This is a genomic window from Wolbachia endosymbiont (group B) of Hofmannophila pseudospretella, assembly GCF_964028515.1.
In the GTDB taxonomy this organism is placed as follows: Bacteria; Pseudomonadota; Alphaproteobacteria; order Rickettsiales; family Anaplasmataceae; genus Wolbachia.
The window spans coordinates 124675-143967 of sequence record NZ_OZ034788.1 but is presented as its reverse complement, the minus strand read 5'-3'; the positions used below and the strand labels follow the sequence as shown (position 1 = coordinate 143967).

Annotated in this window: 12 protein-coding genes; 7 read left to right on the top strand and 5 right to left on the bottom strand. The window is 33.8% G+C overall.

Annotation, left to right across the window (positions count from 1 at the left end):
* Positions 1–119 precede the first annotated feature (119 nt).
* On the bottom strand, positions 120–881 hold the full coding sequence (locus tag ABWU24_RS00670) for a sugar phosphate nucleotidyltransferase (protein WP_010082157.1): 762 nt from the start codon (positions 879–881) through the stop codon (positions 120–122).
* A 693-nt stretch (positions 882–1574) separates the two neighbouring features.
* On the opposite strand from ABWU24_RS00670, the gene ABWU24_RS00665 reads away from it, so the two are divergent.
* The 3 genes from ABWU24_RS00665 (at position 1575) to ABWU24_RS00655 (ending at position 9856) form a co-directional block, all read left to right on the top strand.
* Positions 1575–5102: a DEAD/DEAH box helicase gene (locus tag ABWU24_RS00665; RefSeq protein WP_353274217.1), complete on the top strand. Its 3528-nt coding sequence runs from the start codon at positions 1575–1577 to the stop codon at positions 5100–5102.
* 707 nt (positions 5103–5809) lie between these two features.
* Positions 5810–8005, top strand: a complete 2196-nt coding sequence (locus ABWU24_RS00660; RefSeq protein WP_006280189.1) for an AAA family ATPase — start codon at positions 5810–5812, stop codon at positions 8003–8005.
* An 845-nt stretch (positions 8006–8850) separates the two neighbouring features.
* Positions 8851–9856 (top strand): IS630 family transposase gene (locus ABWU24_RS00655; protein ID WP_353274215.1). Its coding sequence is split into 2 segments (ribosomal slippage): positions 8851–9360 and positions 9362–9856, totalling 1005 coding nucleotides; the frame shifts between segments, so codons are not numbered across the junction.
* Between the two features lie 367 nt (positions 9857–10223).
* Here ABWU24_RS00655 and ABWU24_RS00650 read toward each other — a convergent pair.
* The 3 genes from ABWU24_RS00650 to ABWU24_RS00640 form a co-directional block, all read right to left on the bottom strand.
* Positions 10224–11243, bottom strand: coding sequence for a virulence RhuM family protein (locus tag ABWU24_RS00650; RefSeq protein ID WP_138265019.1), 1020 nt, complete (start codon positions 11241–11243; stop codon positions 10224–10226).
* 569 nt (positions 11244–11812) lie between these two features.
* Entirely contained in the window at positions 11813–12919 is a 1107-nt protein-coding gene (locus ABWU24_RS00645; RefSeq protein WP_341815988.1) for a hypothetical protein, read from the bottom strand.
* Positions 12885–13949, bottom strand: coding sequence for a hypothetical protein (locus ABWU24_RS00640; RefSeq protein ID WP_353274274.1), 1065 nt, complete (start codon positions 13947–13949; stop codon positions 12885–12887). Before ABWU24_RS00640 ends, ABWU24_RS00645 begins: the two co-directional genes overlap by 35 nt.
* Here ABWU24_RS00640 and ABWU24_RS00635 point away from each other — a divergent pair.
* A protein-coding gene (locus ABWU24_RS00635; protein ID WP_353274215.1) for an IS630 family transposase occupies positions 13943–14948 on the top strand; the annotation gives its coding sequence in 2 pieces (ribosomal slippage) (positions 13943–14452 and positions 14454–14948; 1005 coding nt in all). The genes ABWU24_RS00640 and ABWU24_RS00635 overlap by 7 nt on opposite strands.
* Here ABWU24_RS00635 and ABWU24_RS00630 read toward each other — a convergent pair.
* Entirely contained in the window at positions 14942–15220 is a 279-nt protein-coding gene (locus ABWU24_RS00630; RefSeq protein WP_353274273.1) for a hypothetical protein, read from the bottom strand. The two genes, ABWU24_RS00635 and ABWU24_RS00630, sit on opposite strands and share 7 nt — an antisense overlap.
* Before the next feature lie 209 nt (positions 15221–15429).
* Between ABWU24_RS00630 and ABWU24_RS00625 the strand changes: the two genes are divergently transcribed.
* The 3 genes from ABWU24_RS00625 to ABWU24_RS00615 all read left to right on the top strand — a co-directional run bounded on the left by ABWU24_RS00625 (position 15430) and on the right by ABWU24_RS00615 (position 19192).
* The gene (locus tag ABWU24_RS00625; protein ID WP_341810117.1) at positions 15430–15888 is read left to right on the top strand and encodes a Holliday junction resolvase; all 459 of its coding nucleotides are present in this window, start codon (positions 15430–15432) and stop codon (positions 15886–15888) included.
* Positions 15889–15990: 102 nt separating this feature from the next.
* Positions 15991–17205: a DNA modification methylase gene (locus ABWU24_RS00620; RefSeq protein WP_341815989.1), complete on the top strand. Its 1215-nt coding sequence runs from the start codon at positions 15991–15993 to the stop codon at positions 17203–17205.
* A gap of 133 nt (positions 17206–17338) precedes the next feature.
* On the top strand, positions 17339–19192 hold the full coding sequence (locus ABWU24_RS00615) for a hypothetical protein (RefSeq protein WP_264685625.1): 1854 nt from the start codon (positions 17339–17341) through the stop codon (positions 19190–19192).
* Positions 19193–19293: the final 101 nt, after the last annotated feature.

Genomic DNA, 19293 nt, shown 5'->3' with positions numbered 1-19293 from the left:
CTACAACCAGGAAAATCTTTCACACCTATCATCTTACAAGTAAGACTTAAAAAGCATTATAAAACTAGTATAAAACAAATGTCAACTTAAATTAAGGATCAATGAATAAAAAAATATAGTTATGAAAGAAGGGTTGGTTGTCTTCTTCTATTTGCCTGAAAATAACGTTCTGCTTTGACCAAATCCTCTTTGTTATTTACCCCCATTGCTTCCTTTTCGTCAGCGACTACATAACCTGCACGTAAGTTATTGCTTGCTGCAATGGGTATTATATCATTAAGACAACATTCGTTGGTCGAATCATTAAATTTTACTTCTTTTATTAGGGTATAAAGATCTTTAGCGTATGAAACCATTATTCCAGAGTTTGCAAGAAGAATTTCATCTTCACTTTTCAAGACTTTTTGAACATTGTCATTATCATCAATTACTAATCTTCCATATTGCTTATCTTGACTATTAAATCCAAGAAGAACTAAATTTTTATTATTACACTTTAAACAATCAGTCATTCTCATAACTGTATCACTAGATATAAACGGGGTGTCTCCGTACTGTATTAAAACTATGTCTTGGTCAGATAACCGCTCCAGGCTTTCTAGGGCAATTTTAACTGCAGTGCCAGTACCTGTAATATTTTCTTGAATTATCAATTTTATATTATATTTATCAATTATATCTTTTAAGGTACTAAATCTTTCTAACTCCTTTAGAAAAGGCTTGTTAATGACAATTGATAGACTTTTTAAACTCAGCGGTTTTGCATTGTGAATTATATGCTCTAAAAGAGTAAAATTTCCTACTAGGTGTAGTGTTTTTGAGTACTGTGAATTCATTCTACTGCTTTTTCCTGCTGCTAATATTATCAACGTGTTATCCATACATAACTCAAGAACTTACTAGGAGGTAAGTTAAGTGATAATTAATGAGTTGTAAAGTCTACTATAGTTTCCTAAATGATCCAGAAAAAATAATTAACATGCTTGAAATATATAAATCCTCTATGACGCTAATATAGATTAGCCGATAAAGTAAGCTTCCCAGAACTACTCATTTATATTGACCCATCAGTACTTATACAAAAGCTAGTTGATCGAGAAAATAGGCAAATCCTTATCAACGGCCTACTACTTTTCCTAACTTATGCTTCCTTGTTATATTGTTGAGTATACTTTTTAAATAGTTTTTTTCTGTTTTCTATCAACCAATAGAAGTTTCTTTTAGCCCATAAGGATATTTATATAGGAACTGATATTTTCTATGCTGGCAAGAGTCTTGACGCCGTAAAAAAAACTACTCAATAATTGGGTAACTTCTGATGACATTTTCACTGTACATTTATCGCACAACATTAGTGCTACAATCACAGGTGTAAAGGTATTAAACAACCTTTAAAAAGTTTCACTTTTCCCTTAATCAATTTTTCCTTTGATATAAGTGTTTATTGCTTTTGCCCTCTCTGTTGTTATAATTAACATTTTGTAGTAGTTCAAGATGAGTTTTGCATATTCAGAGAAAATCGTCCATAGAATCAGCATCTAGCTTATCTAGGTTAAAATATATAGTTTTACAAGATGACTATTTATGGAAGAACATGGTGGGGTAAGAAGTGGCTCCAGTCTTTTGACGGAATAGATTATGATAACCGTCTTCCACGTGGCAGAACTTGTGCTAATACTGGTCGAGCTTTTGGTATTAAAATTAATGGTCACATAGTTACAGCTAAAGTTCATAGCTCAGGATCTTACCCATATCGTGGTTCAAAACCTCAACCATATAAAGTCAAAATTATACTCAATGAATTAAGCTCATCAGAACAACAGACCATTCGTCAAATTATTGAAACTTCACCAGCTATATTAGCTAAATTGATAAATAGACAATTATCAGCCAGCTTGTTTGATAAGCTTAATGATCTTGGGATTAAATTATTTCCTTCAAATTGGCAGGAGATGAATGCAAGTTGTAGTTGTCCTGATTGGGCTATGCCTTGTAAACACATTGCTGCTGTAATTTATCTTATTGCTGCAGAAATTGATAAAAACCCCTTCATGATTTTTAATATTCATAATTGTAATTTGTCAGCACTTATCGATGATTTTGGGAATGGAAAATTAGAAAATGCTCAAAACATTTTAAAGATAGATGATATATTTAAGGCATGTTCTAAAATTAGAATACATAACCAAGCAATTTTAAATGATATTGATTTATCAACTATTCCTAACCTTTTTGATTGTATCAGTAGTATTTTAACAGATAATCCACTTTTTTTTGAAAAAAACTTTCATAATATCTTACAGATAGCTTATAAGCATTGGCAAAAGTATCCTGCAGGAAGATTAGTGTACTATCCAGCTTCTAAGAAGGAACTATCAGAAGAGGAGCTATTTATTAAAAGATGGGGAAATATTGAGAATTGGCAAACATTTCAACTATTCATTGATGATCAGCATTACCTTACTCAAGTGAGCAATGGTACAACTAATTTATTTAGGCTCAGTGGAAATGTATTGAGGGATGTAGCACGATTTTTAAATGATATTCCTAGTTCGTTACTCCACAAACTTAACCCTGAACTTCGCTTCATGCATATGATTTCACAGTTTGCACATATGCTAATGGAAAAGTCAGCGCTAATACCACAAGTATTACAAAACAAAAGAGGAGAAGTAATAATTAGGTGGATTCCGGCGTTGTTTAATGAGTCAGTTAAGGAAATTCATAGCAAGATATCATCTATTTGTCCGCCTCTATTGATTAAATATCAAGAAATCGTTATGGAACCAGAGGAACAAGTAAATGTTGCTATCTCTCTCATCCTTTTAGGGTATATAGAAGATAACTTTCCTGCATCACTGGATAAGCATAGAGATAAATCCATCTTTGAATTATTCTTTACTGGAAGATCATACAAGTTTACTGAGTTTAGCAACAAGGAAATACCGCAAGCAATTAATCTCTGGCTTTCACGTCTTTATTTAGCAGATAAACCTTACAAACTCTATTTAATGATAAAAGATCACCATGAAAAATTTGAACTTGAGGTACAGTTATCACTGGATGATGAGAAGTCATTCATCAAGCTGGAAAAAGCACTCTCTAATCAAAACGTAAAGCTTAGTATTTTATCTGATCTTGCACTTTTGTCTGAATATATACCTGAACTAGAAAAGTCGATTGACGATAATAGCACATTATCATTTAATTTAGATAATTTTGCACCATTATTTTCGCATATCTTGCCTGTACTAAGAGCAATAGGCATCAAAGTTATTTTGCCGAAATCTTTACAAAAAATCTTAAAACCACAATTAAGTCTTAATTTGTCTACTAAAGATAAAATAAAAGAAGATCGCGAAAGCTTTTTAACGCTGGAAAATTTATTGAAATTTGATTGGAAAGTAGCAATAGGAGATAAAAAACTAAGCGTTACAGAATTTAAAAAATTGCTAAAAGATTCCCGAGGGCTTGTGCGAATAGTCGATCAGTACGTCCTTTTGGATGACAAAGAGGTAGAAGCTTTATTAAAAAAAATTGATAAATTGCCTGATTATTTAAGTCAAGCAGAGCTTATGCAAGCTGCTCTAACAGGAGAAGTAAATGAAACTAAAGTAGCATTTGACCAGCAGCTTACAAGCTTATTTAATAAACTTAATACTTACACACCTGTTACTACACCAAATAATCTAATAGCACAACTACGCCCATATCAAGAACGTGGATTTAGTTGGCTTGTACAGAACATAGAAAACGGGTTTGGTAGCATAATTGCTGATGATATGGGTCTTGGTAAAACATTACAGGTTATAGCAGCTATTCTGTGTTGCAAAAATACAGGGTTTTTGGATCGGGACAGAGTCTTGGTAGTAGCTCCCACAAGCATATTAAGTAATTGGCAACGAGAGATGGAACGTTTTGCACCAGAATTAAAGCTTTTCGTCTATCACGGACAAAATCGAGAATTGGCAAGTGATTATGATGTAGCTCTAACATCCTATGGTCTTGCACGTCGTGATAAAAAAGAACTTAATAAAATTCGCTGGTTTTTGCTCGTGATTGATGAAGCACAAAATATAAAAAATCCTAATACCGAACAAACCAAGGCAATTAAAACTATTGCAGCAAAACATAAGATAGCTATGAGTGGTACGCCTGTTGAGAATAGGTTGCTTGAGTATTGGAGCATTTTTGACTTTATCAACAAATCTTATCTTGGTACTCCTAAGCAGTTTAAAAGCAGCTTTGCAACACCGATTGAAAAAGCAAGAGATAAAACTTGTCTAGAAAGGTTTATGAAAATCACTAGCCCTTTTATGTTACGTAGGCTTAAGAGTGATAAAAGCATTATTCAGGATTTACCAGATAAAATTGAGAACAATCGTTATTGTTCCCTCACTTCAGAGCAAACAGCGCTTTATCAAAAGGTTGTTGATACAACTATGGAGAAGATAGAAAAAAGTGAAGGGATTGAACGTAAGGGACTAATCTTTAAACTTATCAATGCTTTAAAGCAAATTTGTAACCATCCATCACAGTTTGGCAAGAAAAAGCGTGCGAGTATTGAACAATCCGGTAAAATGCAGATGCTTGAGGAAATATTGATTAGTATTGGTGAAGTTGCAGAAAAATCATTGATATTTACTCAATACACTGAAATGGGTGAGATTATAGCTAGGCTACTTGAAGAAAGGTTTGAATCAGAAGTGCCATTTTTACATGGAGGACTTTCTAGAAAAGCACGTGATACAATGATTAATGACTTTCAAAACTTATTCCAGTCCAACATTCTTATAGTGTCTTTAAAAGCTGGTGGAACAGGGCTTAATTTAACAGCGGCAAACCATGTAATACATTACGATTTATGGTGGAATCCAGCAGTGGAAGCACAAGCAACAGATCGGGCCTATCGTATCGGGCAAGAACGTAATGTCATGGTGTACAGGCTACTTTCAACAGGTACATTTGAAGAGCGTATTGATGAGATGATTCAAAGCAAGAAGGAATTAGCAAACCTAACTATAAGTAGTGGCGAGAGTTGGATTACAGAATTTAACAACGATCAATTAAGAGATTTAGTTAATATAAAAAATGCACTATAATATAGCTGAGTTATTTAATGTAAAGAACCAGCTAACTACCGCTAATAGTTCAAAATAGAGACAAAGATTTATATTTCGTACTTTATGTCTCATTGGTAGGCAAAAAGCCTGTAATTACGTTTTAAAGTGATTCCACTTTAAACTGTACCCTTTAGCACCTGTAATGCCCTTTAAAATTTGAATAAAAAGCATCTTTAATAATTCTATTCATGAACCAAAAAGTAATTGCCGTTTTCAGAAACTTTTCATTTTTACAGATGGCTTGAAAAGATTATCATTAATAGGTAGGCCAAACTCCTCCAAAGAAAAAAGTTTTTAATTTTTTCAGAAAAAGTCATAAGAAACCCGGTATATATATAGTAGAGGGTTTTCTATCAAAGACACCATTATGAATTATATAGCAGAAAGAAAACATTAGTTTTTTTAATTTATTTTAAATATATCAACAGAATAAAAACTAAGTGGTTGACATGGTGGGTAAAATGTAGTAGAATTATAATGGAGTATTTTTCCTTAAAAGAAAGAAGATACTAAAACCTCACTTTTCACCTGAACTGACTTCCTTTACTTGTTAATATATTTTTCAAGCTTTGCCAAGAGAACCCCCACCGTAGTTTTTACTTACATAATGAAAGAGTAAGACCCCAATCAAAACAGCCTTACTCAAAAACCTTTCAAACGCTTAATCTTAAAAGGAGTTTCAACTTATGGTACAAGATTTTTTAACTGATGTCAAACAAAAAAATACTTTAAATGATGAATATTATGATTTTAATAATACTGTAGAACCATTAGAGCAATTTGATGTAGAAGAAATAAAAAGACAACTATTATTAAACATAAGATCATGCCTTTCTTATTTATTCCCAAGGGGAACTTTTCATGGAGATGAATTCCGAATAGGTGATGTGCATGGTAACAAAGGACAAAGCCTCAGAGTAGCATTAACTGGTGGAAAAGCCGGACTCTGGCAGGATTTTGCAACTGGGCAGAAAGGTGATGTTCTTGATATTTGGGCAGGTGCACAGGGAAAAGATACAAAGAGAGACTTTTGTGAAGTGATGGCCTCTATAAGTGAATGTCTTGGATATAACAAGAAATGCGCAAAGGCTGACGAAGACTTCGAGAAATTTATTACCCACAGTTGGAATTATTATGATGAAAATGGTCAGGTCATTGTAAAAATTTATCGTTCTGATCCTCCTAAAGGAAAAAAGCAATATAAGCCTTTTGATGTTAAACAATCTCGGTATGGTGCGCCAAAAGTAAGACCTCTCTATAACATACCAAGTATTTTAAAGTCTGATAAAGTTGTTCTGGTTGAAGGGGAAAAATGTGCAGAAGCGCTGATAGAACAAGGTATCACAGCAACAACAGCAATGTCTGGAGCAAACGCACCAATTGATAAAACAGACTGGTCACCACTTAAAGGTAAGCATATTATCATTTGGCCAGATAATGATGAAGCAGGTAATAAATACGCAAAAAATGCTGAAAAAAAGCTTTTAGAGATCGGAGTTGCATCACTTGCTGTGCTTGAAATTCCTCGAGGTAAGCCTGAGAAATGGGATGCTGCTGATTGTGTAGAGGAAGGTATAGATGTCAAAGAGTTTTTAGCTTCAACTCCGTTGCTTACTATTGATACTCCAGCTACTGATACTTCAAATATGAAAAGTTTAGAAAGATCCACAAAACAGCCACTTAACATTTTAGATTGGAGTGCAGAGCGCTTTGTAGGTCCGGTACCAGAGCAAAAGTTTCTTGTTGAAGGTCTATTTCCTTTAGGTGTTACTTCAATAATAGCAGCAATGGGAGATACAGGCAAAGGTATGCTTCTTCTTGACCTAGCGCTTAAGGTTGCAAGTGATAAGGATCAGATGTGTGGCTTTGGTTCACTTGTTACTGAACATGGATCAGTAGTGATTTTTTCAGCAGAAGATGATGCAAGTGAGATACACCGCCGCTTAGAACGACTCGACCCTAAGTGTGAAAGGTTGAAACATAAAGATAAATTATTTATTGTACCACTGCCAAACGTCAGAGGATCACTTACAATACTCAGAAATGTTCGTGGTAAAATCGTCGAAGTTTCTCCTGAATTCGAATCCGTAATGAAACAGCTCGAGGAAATTAAAGATCTGAAATTGATAGTATTTGATCCACTTGCTTCATTTATCCATGCAGATATAAATGCTGATCCTGCTGTAGGGGATTATCTAATGTGCTTATTATCTGATTTAGCATGTAGTACTGGAGCTTCGATAATTACTGCTCATCACATGAGAAAGCCAAAAGGAGAAAAACCAATATTAACTGCTGAACAAGCACGCGATGCAATTAGAGGTACCTCTGCTCTTGTTAATGGTGTTAGATGCTCATACGCTTTTTGGCCAATAGAAAATACAGCTAGGCTAGAAATCTTTAAGGCAGTAGGAGAAACACCAAGACAGAATGCTTTGTTTCATGGGGCAGTTGTGAAGGCCAATGGTTTAGCTGATCGCACTGTAAGAACTTACCTAAGAAATCAGGAAACAGGGCTACTAGAAGATATAACAATACAACTAACAGTTAAAAATGCTAGTGAAAAAGACCTTAAAATATGTCTTACTGATGCAATTACACGATCTGCTGTTGCAGGACACCCATTTACTCACACAGGAAGCACAGGAGTATATAAACAACGGCATAGGCTACCTGAGATTTTCCACAGTATGGGAAGAGATCGACTAGAGCGTATAGTTCAGGAACTTTTACAAGCAAAGCAGTTAGTTAAAGGAATGTCTACAGGTGCAAAAGAGGATAAGTGGCTTGACATTCCAACTGGACCATTTGCTTGTGGTATAGGAAAGTTCACTCTTGGAGCTGAAGATTTTAGCTATAGGCAAAATTTAATGTTAGGATAAGTCTTTCTTTATGGGTGGCTCTTTAAATATTTTAGAGTTGCCCTATTTTCTCTATTCAATCTACCATCTACTCAATCTAACTTCGGAGCCACAACCCTATTATAAGTTATGATTTCAATTAAAAAGGGATAAGACATCAAATGGTTGAATTATATTCCTGATTCCTTGGTTACTAAATAAGTAATGAGAAACTAGGAAGCTAAAGATCGCTTGAATCCTAACCTTTTGCCCTCTATTCCTAAAAGTGTTCCTAGTTATTATGTGTCTGAAGTCAGCCAGTATAGCGGATTCTGCGTTCCTAAAACCCTTATATATTATATATATATAATAGTAATAAATAATAATAGATAATATAAAATAATAGTAAAATACAAATAAAGTACAATAACTTAAACAGCAAAAAGAAAGAAGTCCAGAAAGGCTGCCACAAAATATTATTAAGATATTTACATTTAATGAAAAATACAATTAGTGCGTTTTTAAAAGGCTCTTACTCTCATCTTTTTTTTATGCTGATAAAACTCAAATAAACGTTGGTCTGCTAATGCGGTTTTAAAACGATTCTACGACTTCAGGGTACAATTATACCACCAAGACCTAAGTTGCTCATGTAAGGTAGCTTAAAAATCGATTATGAGGCATTTCTAAATTATTTTTTATCTCAAATTTTTATTTATTACAAAAAACCCTAAAGCTAGTCTATCATGTTTTTTTGTTGGTTGCAAAGAAAATTTTTCAAAAAAGATTGAACAACTTGTGGTGATACCAATTCCCACTATATAAAGAACAGATAGACAATAATGGGAAAGAAGTGATACTAAAGTAGATAAAATAGAGAGGTATAAATGGCATTAAGGTCAAAACTATTAGACGAAAAAGTTGTAAATTTGGCGAAAGAAATGTTAAAAAAGGTCAGAAATAACGCATATGTTTCAAAAAAGTTACAAGCGGTGATAGCAGGAAAAGAAAGTAGTATAAGCGCTGTGGCAAGAATATGTAAAATTTCAAGGACTGCTTTGACTGAATGGATAAAGCATCTAAAATTTGGTAGAGTAGAAAGATTATTTTCCCCGTCTCAGCGGCGAAGAAAAAGCAAATTAAACAAAAATCAACGTGAGCAAATTGAAATATGGGTAGAAAGAAATCCAAATATTACTATTAAGGAAGTGCAAATAAAAATCTCAGAGGAATTTGGCCTAAACATTAGCAAATCAACAGTGCACCGTGAGATACAAAGGATGAAGTTTTCTTACATAACACCGAGGCCAATTCACCATAAACAAGATAAAAACAAGCAAGAAGAGTTTAAAAAATACTTCAATAAAATAGTCAATTCCCACCCTGAAAAGGAGGTATTTTTTTGATGAATCACGATTTGGAACTCATTCAAAAATCGGACACGGATGGTTTAAAAAAGGGGTCAGAACACAGGTTAAAATGAAAATTGGTAGACAAAATTTCTATATCTACAGTGCGGTAAATCCAAGAAGTGGTAAGAAAATTAGCCTACTTGCTCCATATGTAAACACTGATTGTATGAATATATTTCTGGAGCAGATGTCGAAAGATTTAGGCACGAAAGAAGCCTTTCTTGTAATGGATTGTGCAAGTTGGCATAGATCAAAAAGTTTGAAAATTCAGGAAAACATTACCATCATATACTTGCCTCCTTATTCACCGGAACTGAATCCTGTTGAAAGGTTGTGGCAATATATCAAATACAATACTTTACGCAATAGTATCTACGATACCATAGGTTTACTTGAAGATGTTTTGTGTAATTTTATTGTCAATATTTCCAGTACTACTATTAAACGAGTTTGTAATGTTTCTTATTTGTTCGGTCAGTAATGGATTTTGGTATGAGTATAAGGGTTTAATGGAGACTATATGAGAATACAACAACTTTTATTGCAAACCTCTGAGCAATTGATTGCAAAACTCTCAGTAATGAAATCAGCAAATTGTAGATGAAGCTAAAGGAAAAAAGTTACTGCCATAGAAGAAGAAACAGAAGCTACAGAACTCTTAACCCGCTTAATAGTTCAAAATGGAGACAAAGATCTAAATTTATTTATTTACGTCTCCAATTTTATCGCGTATAATGAAGACAAAGATTCATGTTTTCACTATTTATTGGCAGATAGGGCTTTCTAAAGGGTGGGTCACCCCCCTTGAAATTAAAATAAAAGCAAGATGTCAAACATAGATAGCTCAACTACAAGCTGGTTTTTGTTGTAGTTATTTTCTCACTTTCTTTACTTGCTTTAATTAATTCATCAAAGTCAGATTCATGTAATTTATCTTGTATAACTCTATACTTTTCGTATTCTCCTTCAGCTAGAGCTTTTGCAACTTCAGCACTAACTTTACCAGCATCTTTAAGCACTTCATAATCATTGAACAATAGAAATGCATCCAACTTTTCAACCCAATTCTGCATTTTCATTAGCCGATGCTTTCTTGCTTGAAGTTCCGCATAATCTAGATACATCGAAACAATATGATTTAGTTCACTCAACTCTTTTTCAGTCAAATAGTTTTTTGCAGTACTCACATCACTCTTATGAATTTTGTTGCCAGAACCATCTTTCCATGTAGTTAGCCCCATATGTGGCTTTTCGTGATCAACTCGAGAACATATCAACTCTGCTGCAGTTAAACCATAAATTGCCCAATATAATTTATTTTGTACTTTTGCGTAAAATTGTCTTGTTATATCCGAATGTGGATCATAATCTGCAGAGCATTCAGCATAAATATCTGTAATCTTCTGGTAAAATCTACGTTCGGATGCTCGTATTTCCCTGATTTTTTCAAGTAATTCATTGAAGTAATCTTTGCCAAACTTTGGGCCGTTTTTTAGCCGTTCACTATTCAATGCAAATCCTTTGATGATAAAATCCCTCAAAACTTTTGTAGCCCATACTCTGAAAGATGTAGCCTTTTTAGAATTAACTCGATAACCAACAGCTATGATTGTATCTACATTATAAAATTGCGTCGGGTAATTTTTACCATCTGCAGCAGTTACCTCAAAAGTGGAAACAACTTCTTTTTCTTGTAATTCACCAGATTCAAATATGTTCTTTATATGCTTACTAATAGCCGGCAGTTGCACATCAAATAATTCAGCCATCCTTTTTTGCGTAAGCCAAAGATTTTCATCTCTGCATAAAACTTCAATTTCTATATTTCCACCTGGGGTAGTATAAAATACAATCTTATTCTCATCCATTATCTATCTCCTATAACTTACAAACAAACCATTAATGAAGTTTAAGGAATTTAACCAATTAATTGTCTTTACTGCAACCAAATTCTTTAAAACGTCTTTAGAGAGCTATTATAACTTATTAATGAGCTAGATAGAGGGGGATATATGTTTTATCAAAAATCCATTTGAACTCTTCTCAGCTCCAGTAAACAGTTATTTCCAAAATGGAAACAACTCAAATAGTAAGATGTCTAGGAGTTCCGTTTAGCGGATTCTTAAAGCTCTTTAATTTCTGAGCTACATTCAAATTATTTTAACTTTTTTTCAGAAAATCCCGGAAAAAGTAGCAAGAAATCCGGTATATATATTATAGAAGGGCATTGAGTGTAGATGTGCTTCAAACACAAAAGTCGGCAAACGAACAGAGTAGAAAAGATTGAAGAAAGCAAAAGAAACGAGATAGGTTTTTGGTGAGTTGCGTAATTGAGAATTTATATTTTCAAATTTCTTTAAATAAGACAAAAACTGTATTTTAAAGCTAGATGTGACTTTAGGGTAAAATATACTACTTTTACTTCTCGTCAACACAGTTAACGAACTACCACAGTAAAAGGGTTAATACGGTAACCATAATCTCTACGCGATGATCCAGGCCAACCAACTGTTTGAATCACATCATTACGTTCGATGTTTAGTCCTAATTTTTTAGCTAAGGTGGTTTTTATTGTTCTTTGGATTGTGTTTAGTGGTTTTCTGATGTGATGTTCTGGATCTGCTTCTGGATCAAGATTTAGGCGCTTTTCTATTTCAGTTATGCGAAGCAACATGTGTTTTTCAGGAGGTAATTCTTTTTTACAATCATTCAAAAATTGTTCAAATAATACGCGCAAAACTTTCATACATGCTACAGCTTTCTTATTTAGAATCTCTATATTGTTTACGTAAAGTGAGCCCTCTATCAATTGCAACTTTAGTAATTCCTTCTCTTTAGGAGGTTCAATTAGATTAAGTGCAGTATGTAAGATTTGCATTGAAGTATTTGGTATGAACTCTAGTACTCCTCTTTGTGCTGCTTCTTGGAATACTTCAATTAAAGTCTTATGCTGAAAGAAAAGGTCAACCATTTTTACTGTGGGCAAATCAAGAGGTATGTTTGATGGATTTTTTCTTAGTATTATTAATACAGTTGGATTAGCTTTAAGCTTATCTATCGTTAAGAATGTTGGATTGGTGCAAAAATCAAGTATGATTAAACTTACAATCTTACCTTGTCCACCAACATGATAAACTCCACTTTCCACTTTTTGCCACATAAAATTTGTATCACTTAGCTGACCTTCAAACCAATTCATAAATTTCTCTGGGTTTAAATATGCAGATAAGCGGTGAAATCTTTGCTTCTTGTAGGTATTAGGTAAAATATCACGGTTACAATTTTCACAAATTATATTATCGCATGCTTCGTTAAAGTCCTCATCAATGAAAATCTCATTGTTACAGTATGGATCAACTATATTTGGCCAATCTAATTTATCTTGTCTACGAGAGCAGATAATGTAAGACCTCTCTTGCATCTTAATTAATTCAAGATCTGACAAATACCTTGCTGCTTTGATGTAATTTTGATTTGGATTAACCCAAGAGCTGCCAGAATTAAGAAGATCAGAGATTTGCTCTTGGCAAGATTGTAAGACCATAAAATTGTTTTATGTATGCTTTAAAATCCTCTCTTTCCCTTTTATTCAGAGGATGTTCAGAGTAGTAAATTGCTATATACTCATCACTTCGCTTGAAAAATAAGCCTATCTTTTTGCCTTGAAATATTACTTTAATCGACTCTATCAATGGCACTATGTCTCCTACAAATGGCTTTAAAACATGCAATTCCGGTGCAATAGGATCATATGGAGCAACAGTCAAAGTGATATTAGTATAGCTGTAATTGAAACGATTTGACTGAAACTTTAACTCAAAAACACGAATATTTGAATCAGATTCATTAATACAAGTTTCTATAAATTTATGCACCTGTTCCGCAAAGTTTTTATCCTGCACATCTACAAAAATACATTCGCAGCCAAAGTAACAACTTGCAATGCTATTTGCTATTTCTATAGCTTGATCGATATTTCTAGCACCAAGATCTACCTGAGTGCCATTTAGTAGAAAATCCAAAATCATCCACTCTGCCTTATGGCCATGAATAACTTTGTTTGAATTTAACAACAAATCTATATCGCTAGCTTTTCGTATTAACACATATAAACGATTCTGATGATAGAAGAAACCTTGTAGTTGATTCTCGAAACTGTCATTTCTCTTAATGTTATCTTCTTTCAGTATTTGTTGTATGATTTCCTCTGAGATAAAGTCCTTAAATGGAGTACTTGGTCGTCTTGGTATTTTTTGTAAGGCAAAAGACATGAAACTCTTTCTTTGTATTTTTTCAAAGTGATAGACAGACTTTAAAAGATTGTAATCTGCATGAAACAGTAGAAACAGCAAAGACTTCTTATCATATTTATTATTATTTTTTACAAGGTAGGATTTCATGAGTTCCGTAGTTAATGCAGATCTTGCAATTTCACTGACAGTAACTTCTAGTTTTGCACGGTCAAAACAGGTAATCAAGTAGTAATACCAATTCCCACTATATAAAGAACAGATAGACAATAATGGGAAAGAAGTGATACTAAAGTAGATAAAATAGAGAGGTATAAATGGCATTAAGGTCAAAACTATTAGACGAAAAAGTTGTAAATTTGGCGAAAGAAATGTTAAAAAAGGTCAGAAATAACGCATATGTTTCAAAAAAGTTACAAGCGGTGATAGCAGGAAAAGAAAGTAGTATAAGCGCTGTGGCAAGAATATGTAAAATTTCAAGGACTGCTTTGACTGAATGGATAAAGCATCTAAAATTTGGTAGAGTAGAAAGATTATTTTCCCCGTCTCAGCGGCGAAGAAAAAGCAAATTAAACAAAAATCAACGTGAGCAAATTGAAATATGGGTAGAAAGAAATCCAAATATTACTATTAAGGAAGTGCAAATAAAAATCTCAGAGGAATTTGGCCTAAACATTAGCAAATCAACAGTGCACCGTGAGATACAAAGGATGAAGTTTTCTTACATAACACCGAGGCCAATTCACCATAAACAAGATAAAAACAAGCAAGAAGAGTTTAAAAAATACTTCAATAAAATAGTCAATTCCCACCCTGAAAAGGAGGTATTTTTTTGATGAATCACGATTTGGAACTCATTCAAAAATCGGACACGGATGGTTTAAAAAAGGGGTCAGAACACAGGTTAAAATGAAAATTGGTAGACAAAATTTCTATATCTACAGTGCGGTAAATCCAAGAAGTGGTAAGAAAATTAGCCTACTTGCTCCATATGTAAACACTGATTGTATGAATATATTTCTGGAGCAGATGTCGAAAGATTTAGGCACGAAAGAAGCCTTTCTTGTAATGGATTGTGCAAGTTGGCATAGATCAAAAAGTTTGAAAATTCAGGAAAACATTACCATCATATACTTGCCTCCTTATTCACCGGAACTGAATCCTGTTGAAAGGTTGTGGCAATATATCAAATACAATACTTTACGCAATAGTATCTACGATACCATAGGTTTACTTGAAGATGTTTTGTGTAATTTTATTGTCAATATTTCCAGTACTACTATTAAACGAGTTTGTAATGTTTCTTATTTGTTCGGTCAGTAATGGATTTTGGTATAAGTAACGAGAGAATCGGAATAATTAGCAATCACTTTACGTTTGTATTGTACAGATGTATTATCGTAACTTTCGTCATCAAAGAGTTGAGCATTTAATTTATCTTTAAAGGAGTTTTGAAAAATAATATTTAATTGCTTACCAGAAAGTGAATCTATCCAAGACTGACGTATTTTTGTATTGTGAAAACGATCAAGCAAATGGTTAACAGGGACTTCTAAATCATCTTCCCAAAATTTACGATTTGGATAAATGTTCATAAGAAACTAACCACAGCATAATAGACTATTTAAATAGTTAAGATAGAAATCTGAAAGCCTTGACCAATAATTATGCAAGGGCTGTTTACTGATTTTTAACCAAGTTTTTTCTAAAAAGTTTGCTTAAGAAGAAGATTTTTTGGACAAAAATTTTTCAAATCCTGAATATATATTATATAGCACTCTAGCGAAACAAATTCTGAATATAAATGTCAATCCTAACACTGGACCTTGGCAAGCAAACGGGCTGGGCAATTCTAACAGATGGAATAATTGAAAGTGGAAGCAAAGGCTTTCATGGTAGTCGTTTTAGCGGAGGTGGCATGTGCTTCTTGAATTTTCGTAATTGGCTTAACTCTTTGGAGCATAAGTTCGCTGCGGTTTATTTTGAAGAAGTAAGAAGACATCTAGGAACAGATGCAGCGCATTGCTATGGCGGTTTTCTCGCAGTTCTGTCTGCTTGGTGTGAAGAGAACAATATTCCCTACCAAGGTGTTAATGTTAAAACTATAAAACGCTTTATAGCAGGCAAAGGCAATGCAAGTAAGAGTGAAGTTATTGAAGCGATACGTGAAAAAAGTTTTTCACCTAGAGATGATAATGAGGCCGATGCTTTGGCATTAATGTTCTATATTAGTAAAGATATTAATAAGACGAAAAATCCATAAAAGTGGGTCCTTTCGGCCATACTGGCGGGTTTGGTGGGTTTGACCCCAGGCCTTCTTTAGCGTCAGATATATTTTGAATATTAACTTTTTAATTATTAAGATATGAATTTAGCAATCCACTACTATCCTGTTGAAAACCTAGTTGAATATGAGCGTAATCCACGTAAGAATGATGACGTAGTAAATAGAATGTGTGCTTCAATCAGGGAATTCGGTTTTCGTATACCAATAGTTGCAAAAAGCGATGGAACTGTGGTTGATGGTCATTTAAGACTTAAAGCAGCAAGAAAACTTGGTATGGAGAGTATTCCAGTTGTTTTAAGTGATAATTTAAATGAACCACAAACCAAAGCTTTTCGATTACTGGCAAATCAATCAGCTAATTGGGCAAAGTGGGATGATGAGCTTTTAAAAGTAGAAATTCAAGAGTTAGAAGATTTACAGTTTGATCTTAAAATGACTGGATTTGAATTAGAAAAAGTTCAACATTTCCTTGATGATTTAGATAGTGAAAAAGAAGATCTTTCTGACTTAGCTGTTGATGACAAAAAGGTAACAAAACCAGGTGATCTTTGGATTTTAGGTGATCATAGAATCTATTGTGGTGATAGCTCTGTAGTTGAATCATTTAAAGCAGTACTGGGCGATAAAATGGCAGACATTACTATTTGTGATCCTCCATATAACGTTGATTATGGTAGCAGTCAAGAAAGAGAAGATAAAAAAATATTAAATGATAATCAAGGTGAAAAGTATGAGCTTTTTCTCTACGACATCTGTTCCCATATTTTAGCATATACGAAAGGTGCAATTTACATCTGCATATCATCATCAGAGTTTTCAACGTTGCAAAAAGCATTTGAGGAGGCAGGAGGAAAATGGTCAACATTTATCATTTGGGCGAAGAATCACTTTACGCTAGGAAGATCAGATTATCAAAGACAATACGAAGCAATGCTCTATGGATGGAAAAGCGGTAATAAACGTGAGTGGCATGGGGGTAGAAATCAAAGTGATCTGTGGTTTTATGATAAGCCAACACATAACTCATTACATCCAACAATGAAGCCAGTAGAGCTAATGGAGAGAGCAATAGTAAACAGCAGCAGATCAGGAGACATAGTTCTTGATCCATTTAGCGGCTCTGGAAGTACACTGATTGCATGTGAGAGAACAGGAAGAATTTGCAGAACAATAGAGCTAGATTCAAAATTTGTAGATGTAACGATAAAACGTTGGCAAGTGTACACAGGTAGGGAAGCAATTCTTTCTGGTACTGGTAAAACTTTTTCAGAGATTCAAGAAGAAAAACAGTAAGAAAAAAGCGGAAAAGATAACACAAACAGAAATTTAGTAAGCCTTGGTAGTTGTAATATTAATTTACTGGTATATACCGTATTTTAATGAGTTTAGCGTAACAAATAACTTTGGATTAAGTGTGATGCACTCAATGAATCAAGCAAAGACGTCAGCTGGAGTAGTAACGTCGCAAACAAGTAATGAAACATCGTTTTCTGAAGAAGTAGAAAATAATGTTTCAGATTCTACACTATCTGTTAAGAAGAGAATTGAATTGTTTGAAAAAGGTACGAAGCAAACACCTATTATTAAGGAGAAACATATGAAGCAAACTTGTGGTAGTCACGATCTGAAGCAGTGCAACACTGAATACAAGGCAGCTTTTTCGAATGTGATTAGAAATGGTAGTGATAGCAGTATTACACTAGAAATGGACGAGGCAGGTGCTGATCAATTTGATGCACTTTCATCATTAGATGAGGGTGAAGACATAGAGGACGAATTTAATGCAGTTTGTGAGGCAAATAGAATAGGATATAACGGTGGATATTATCCTGATCAGTTTAATGTGGCATTCAGTACATCTTCCAACTGCCAAACATATGACACAATAGATGTGCATGAAGAGGATAGAAAATCAGGGGATAAGCCAAAGTCATCACCTAAAATCGTACAGCAGGACAATAGTAGGAGTGTGGCTCCACCTTCACCTAGAACAGCAAAAAATCATGTGTCAAATGTTATACAGTCTATTGCACCATCAAAATCATCATTAGAAGTAAAATCATATAACGAGGAAAATATAGAGGAACTAGTTAATGCTGATCCTATTTATTCAGAAATAAACGAAGAACTAGCTAATGGCGAGCCTATTTATTCAAAAATAAACCAAGATACAAAATCTCCAAAAAAGGTTTTAGAAGGGAATGATAGTGGAATAAGTGGTAATAGCTTTGGAGTACAAAGATCAGATCTACAGAAACTGAAAGATAACTCAATATCTGATAGAGAGGGAGCATCAGAAAGGTCATCTATTGACACACTTAGTGATATATCTTCAAATATTTTGCTACATGAAAGTGATCAAACAAATAGTGGAGGAGTGAATTCAGAAACTCCATTAATTAAAAAAGAAAAGAAAACAAATAGAATTTTGCCAAGAATAAAATATACAGTGCAGCAGAAGGAATTTATAATTTTCGGTATAGCTGCTGTTGCACTTAGCGTTTCTGCAGCTTTGGTATATTTACAGAATAAAGCACAATTAATTGCATTTTTTGCAAACAGTACCATCTATGTGACTATACCAATTCTAGCTGTTGCACTATTGGTTGCAATTAGTCCGATATTTTGTGGAATAAAGCAATTTAGAGATATTGAAGAGTGTCAAGTAGGGAGAAAGAATGCGAATGAAACTTTGAATCAGGTGCTAAAGTATCAACCAAAAGATAAAGTAATAAAATCAGTCAAACTGGAATACAGCAATGGTACTCATTCGCATTTTACACTTAACGCTTGGGAGGGTAAGAACAACTTCATTAATATTGACGACAAAGTCATTAGTAGAAGAAATAAAGTAGAATCAGTAATCAAAGATAGGCCATTATTTACAGCATTATTAAGCAGTTTGGTTGCTGCAAATATAGTATTGCCTTTATTACTGTATGTAGAAGGTGGTATTAATAGTGTACAGAAGTTTTACCAGAACGCTTTGATTAATAACGTAGGGTTATCACTACTTATAGGCTCGAGTATACTTGCACTATCAGTGATATTCCTTGGAGTACATTACTACAGAAAAACAAATTGCACAAATCTTGTATATTGTGAGGAAAGAATTGAACCAGAAAAAGTTAATGGAAAGTTCATTGAGGAAATAAAGGAAGCAAGGACAAAAGTGCTTGAAGAAAACCATAGTAAAGATGCCAAATGCAGCAGTTTAACGCTAGAGCAAGTAGTGGTTGAATCTCATAACTACAAAGATGCAATTTATAGTATTAGTTGAAAATGGCCAAATTTCACTATGTAAAAAGAAAGCAGCTATAAACCGGAGTACTTCGCTCTATATTAGTAAAATATCTCTAAGACGCCGGCAAGTATAAACAG

Bases quoted from the DNA above. Each gene is read 5' to 3' on its own strand.
- ABWU24_RS00645 (WP_341815988.1), bottom strand. From the start codon at position 12,919: ATGGTCTTACAATCTTGCCAAGAGCAAATCTCTGATCTTCTTAATTCT.
- ABWU24_RS00660 (WP_006280189.1), top strand. From the start codon at position 5,810: ATGGTACAAGATTTTTTAACTGATGTCAAACAAAAAAATACTTTAAAT.
- ABWU24_RS00625 (WP_341810117.1), top strand. From the start codon at position 15,430: ATGTCAATCCTAACACTGGACCTTGGCAAGCAAACGGGCTGGGCAATT.
- ABWU24_RS00615 (WP_264685625.1), top strand. From the start codon at position 17,339: ATGAATCAAGCAAAGACGTCAGCTGGAGTAGTAACGTCGCAAACAAGT.
- ABWU24_RS00670 (WP_010082157.1), bottom strand. From the start codon at position 881: ATGGATAACACGTTGATAATATTAGCAGCAGGAAAAAGCAGTAGAATG.
- ABWU24_RS00640 (WP_353274274.1), bottom strand. From the start codon at position 13,949: ATGCCATTTATACCTCTCTATTTTATCTACTTTAGTATCACTTCTTTC.
- ABWU24_RS00620 (WP_341815989.1), top strand. From the start codon at position 15,991: ATGAATTTAGCAATCCACTACTATCCTGTTGAAAACCTAGTTGAATAT.
- ABWU24_RS00650 (WP_138265019.1), bottom strand. From the start codon at position 11,243: ATGGATGAGAATAAGATTGTATTTTATACTACCCCAGGTGGAAATATA.
- ABWU24_RS00665 (WP_353274217.1), top strand. From the start codon at position 1,575: ATGACTATTTATGGAAGAACATGGTGGGGTAAGAAGTGGCTCCAGTCT.
- ABWU24_RS00630 (WP_353274273.1), bottom strand. From the start codon at position 15,220: ATGAACATTTATCCAAATCGTAAATTTTGGGAAGATGATTTAGAAGTC.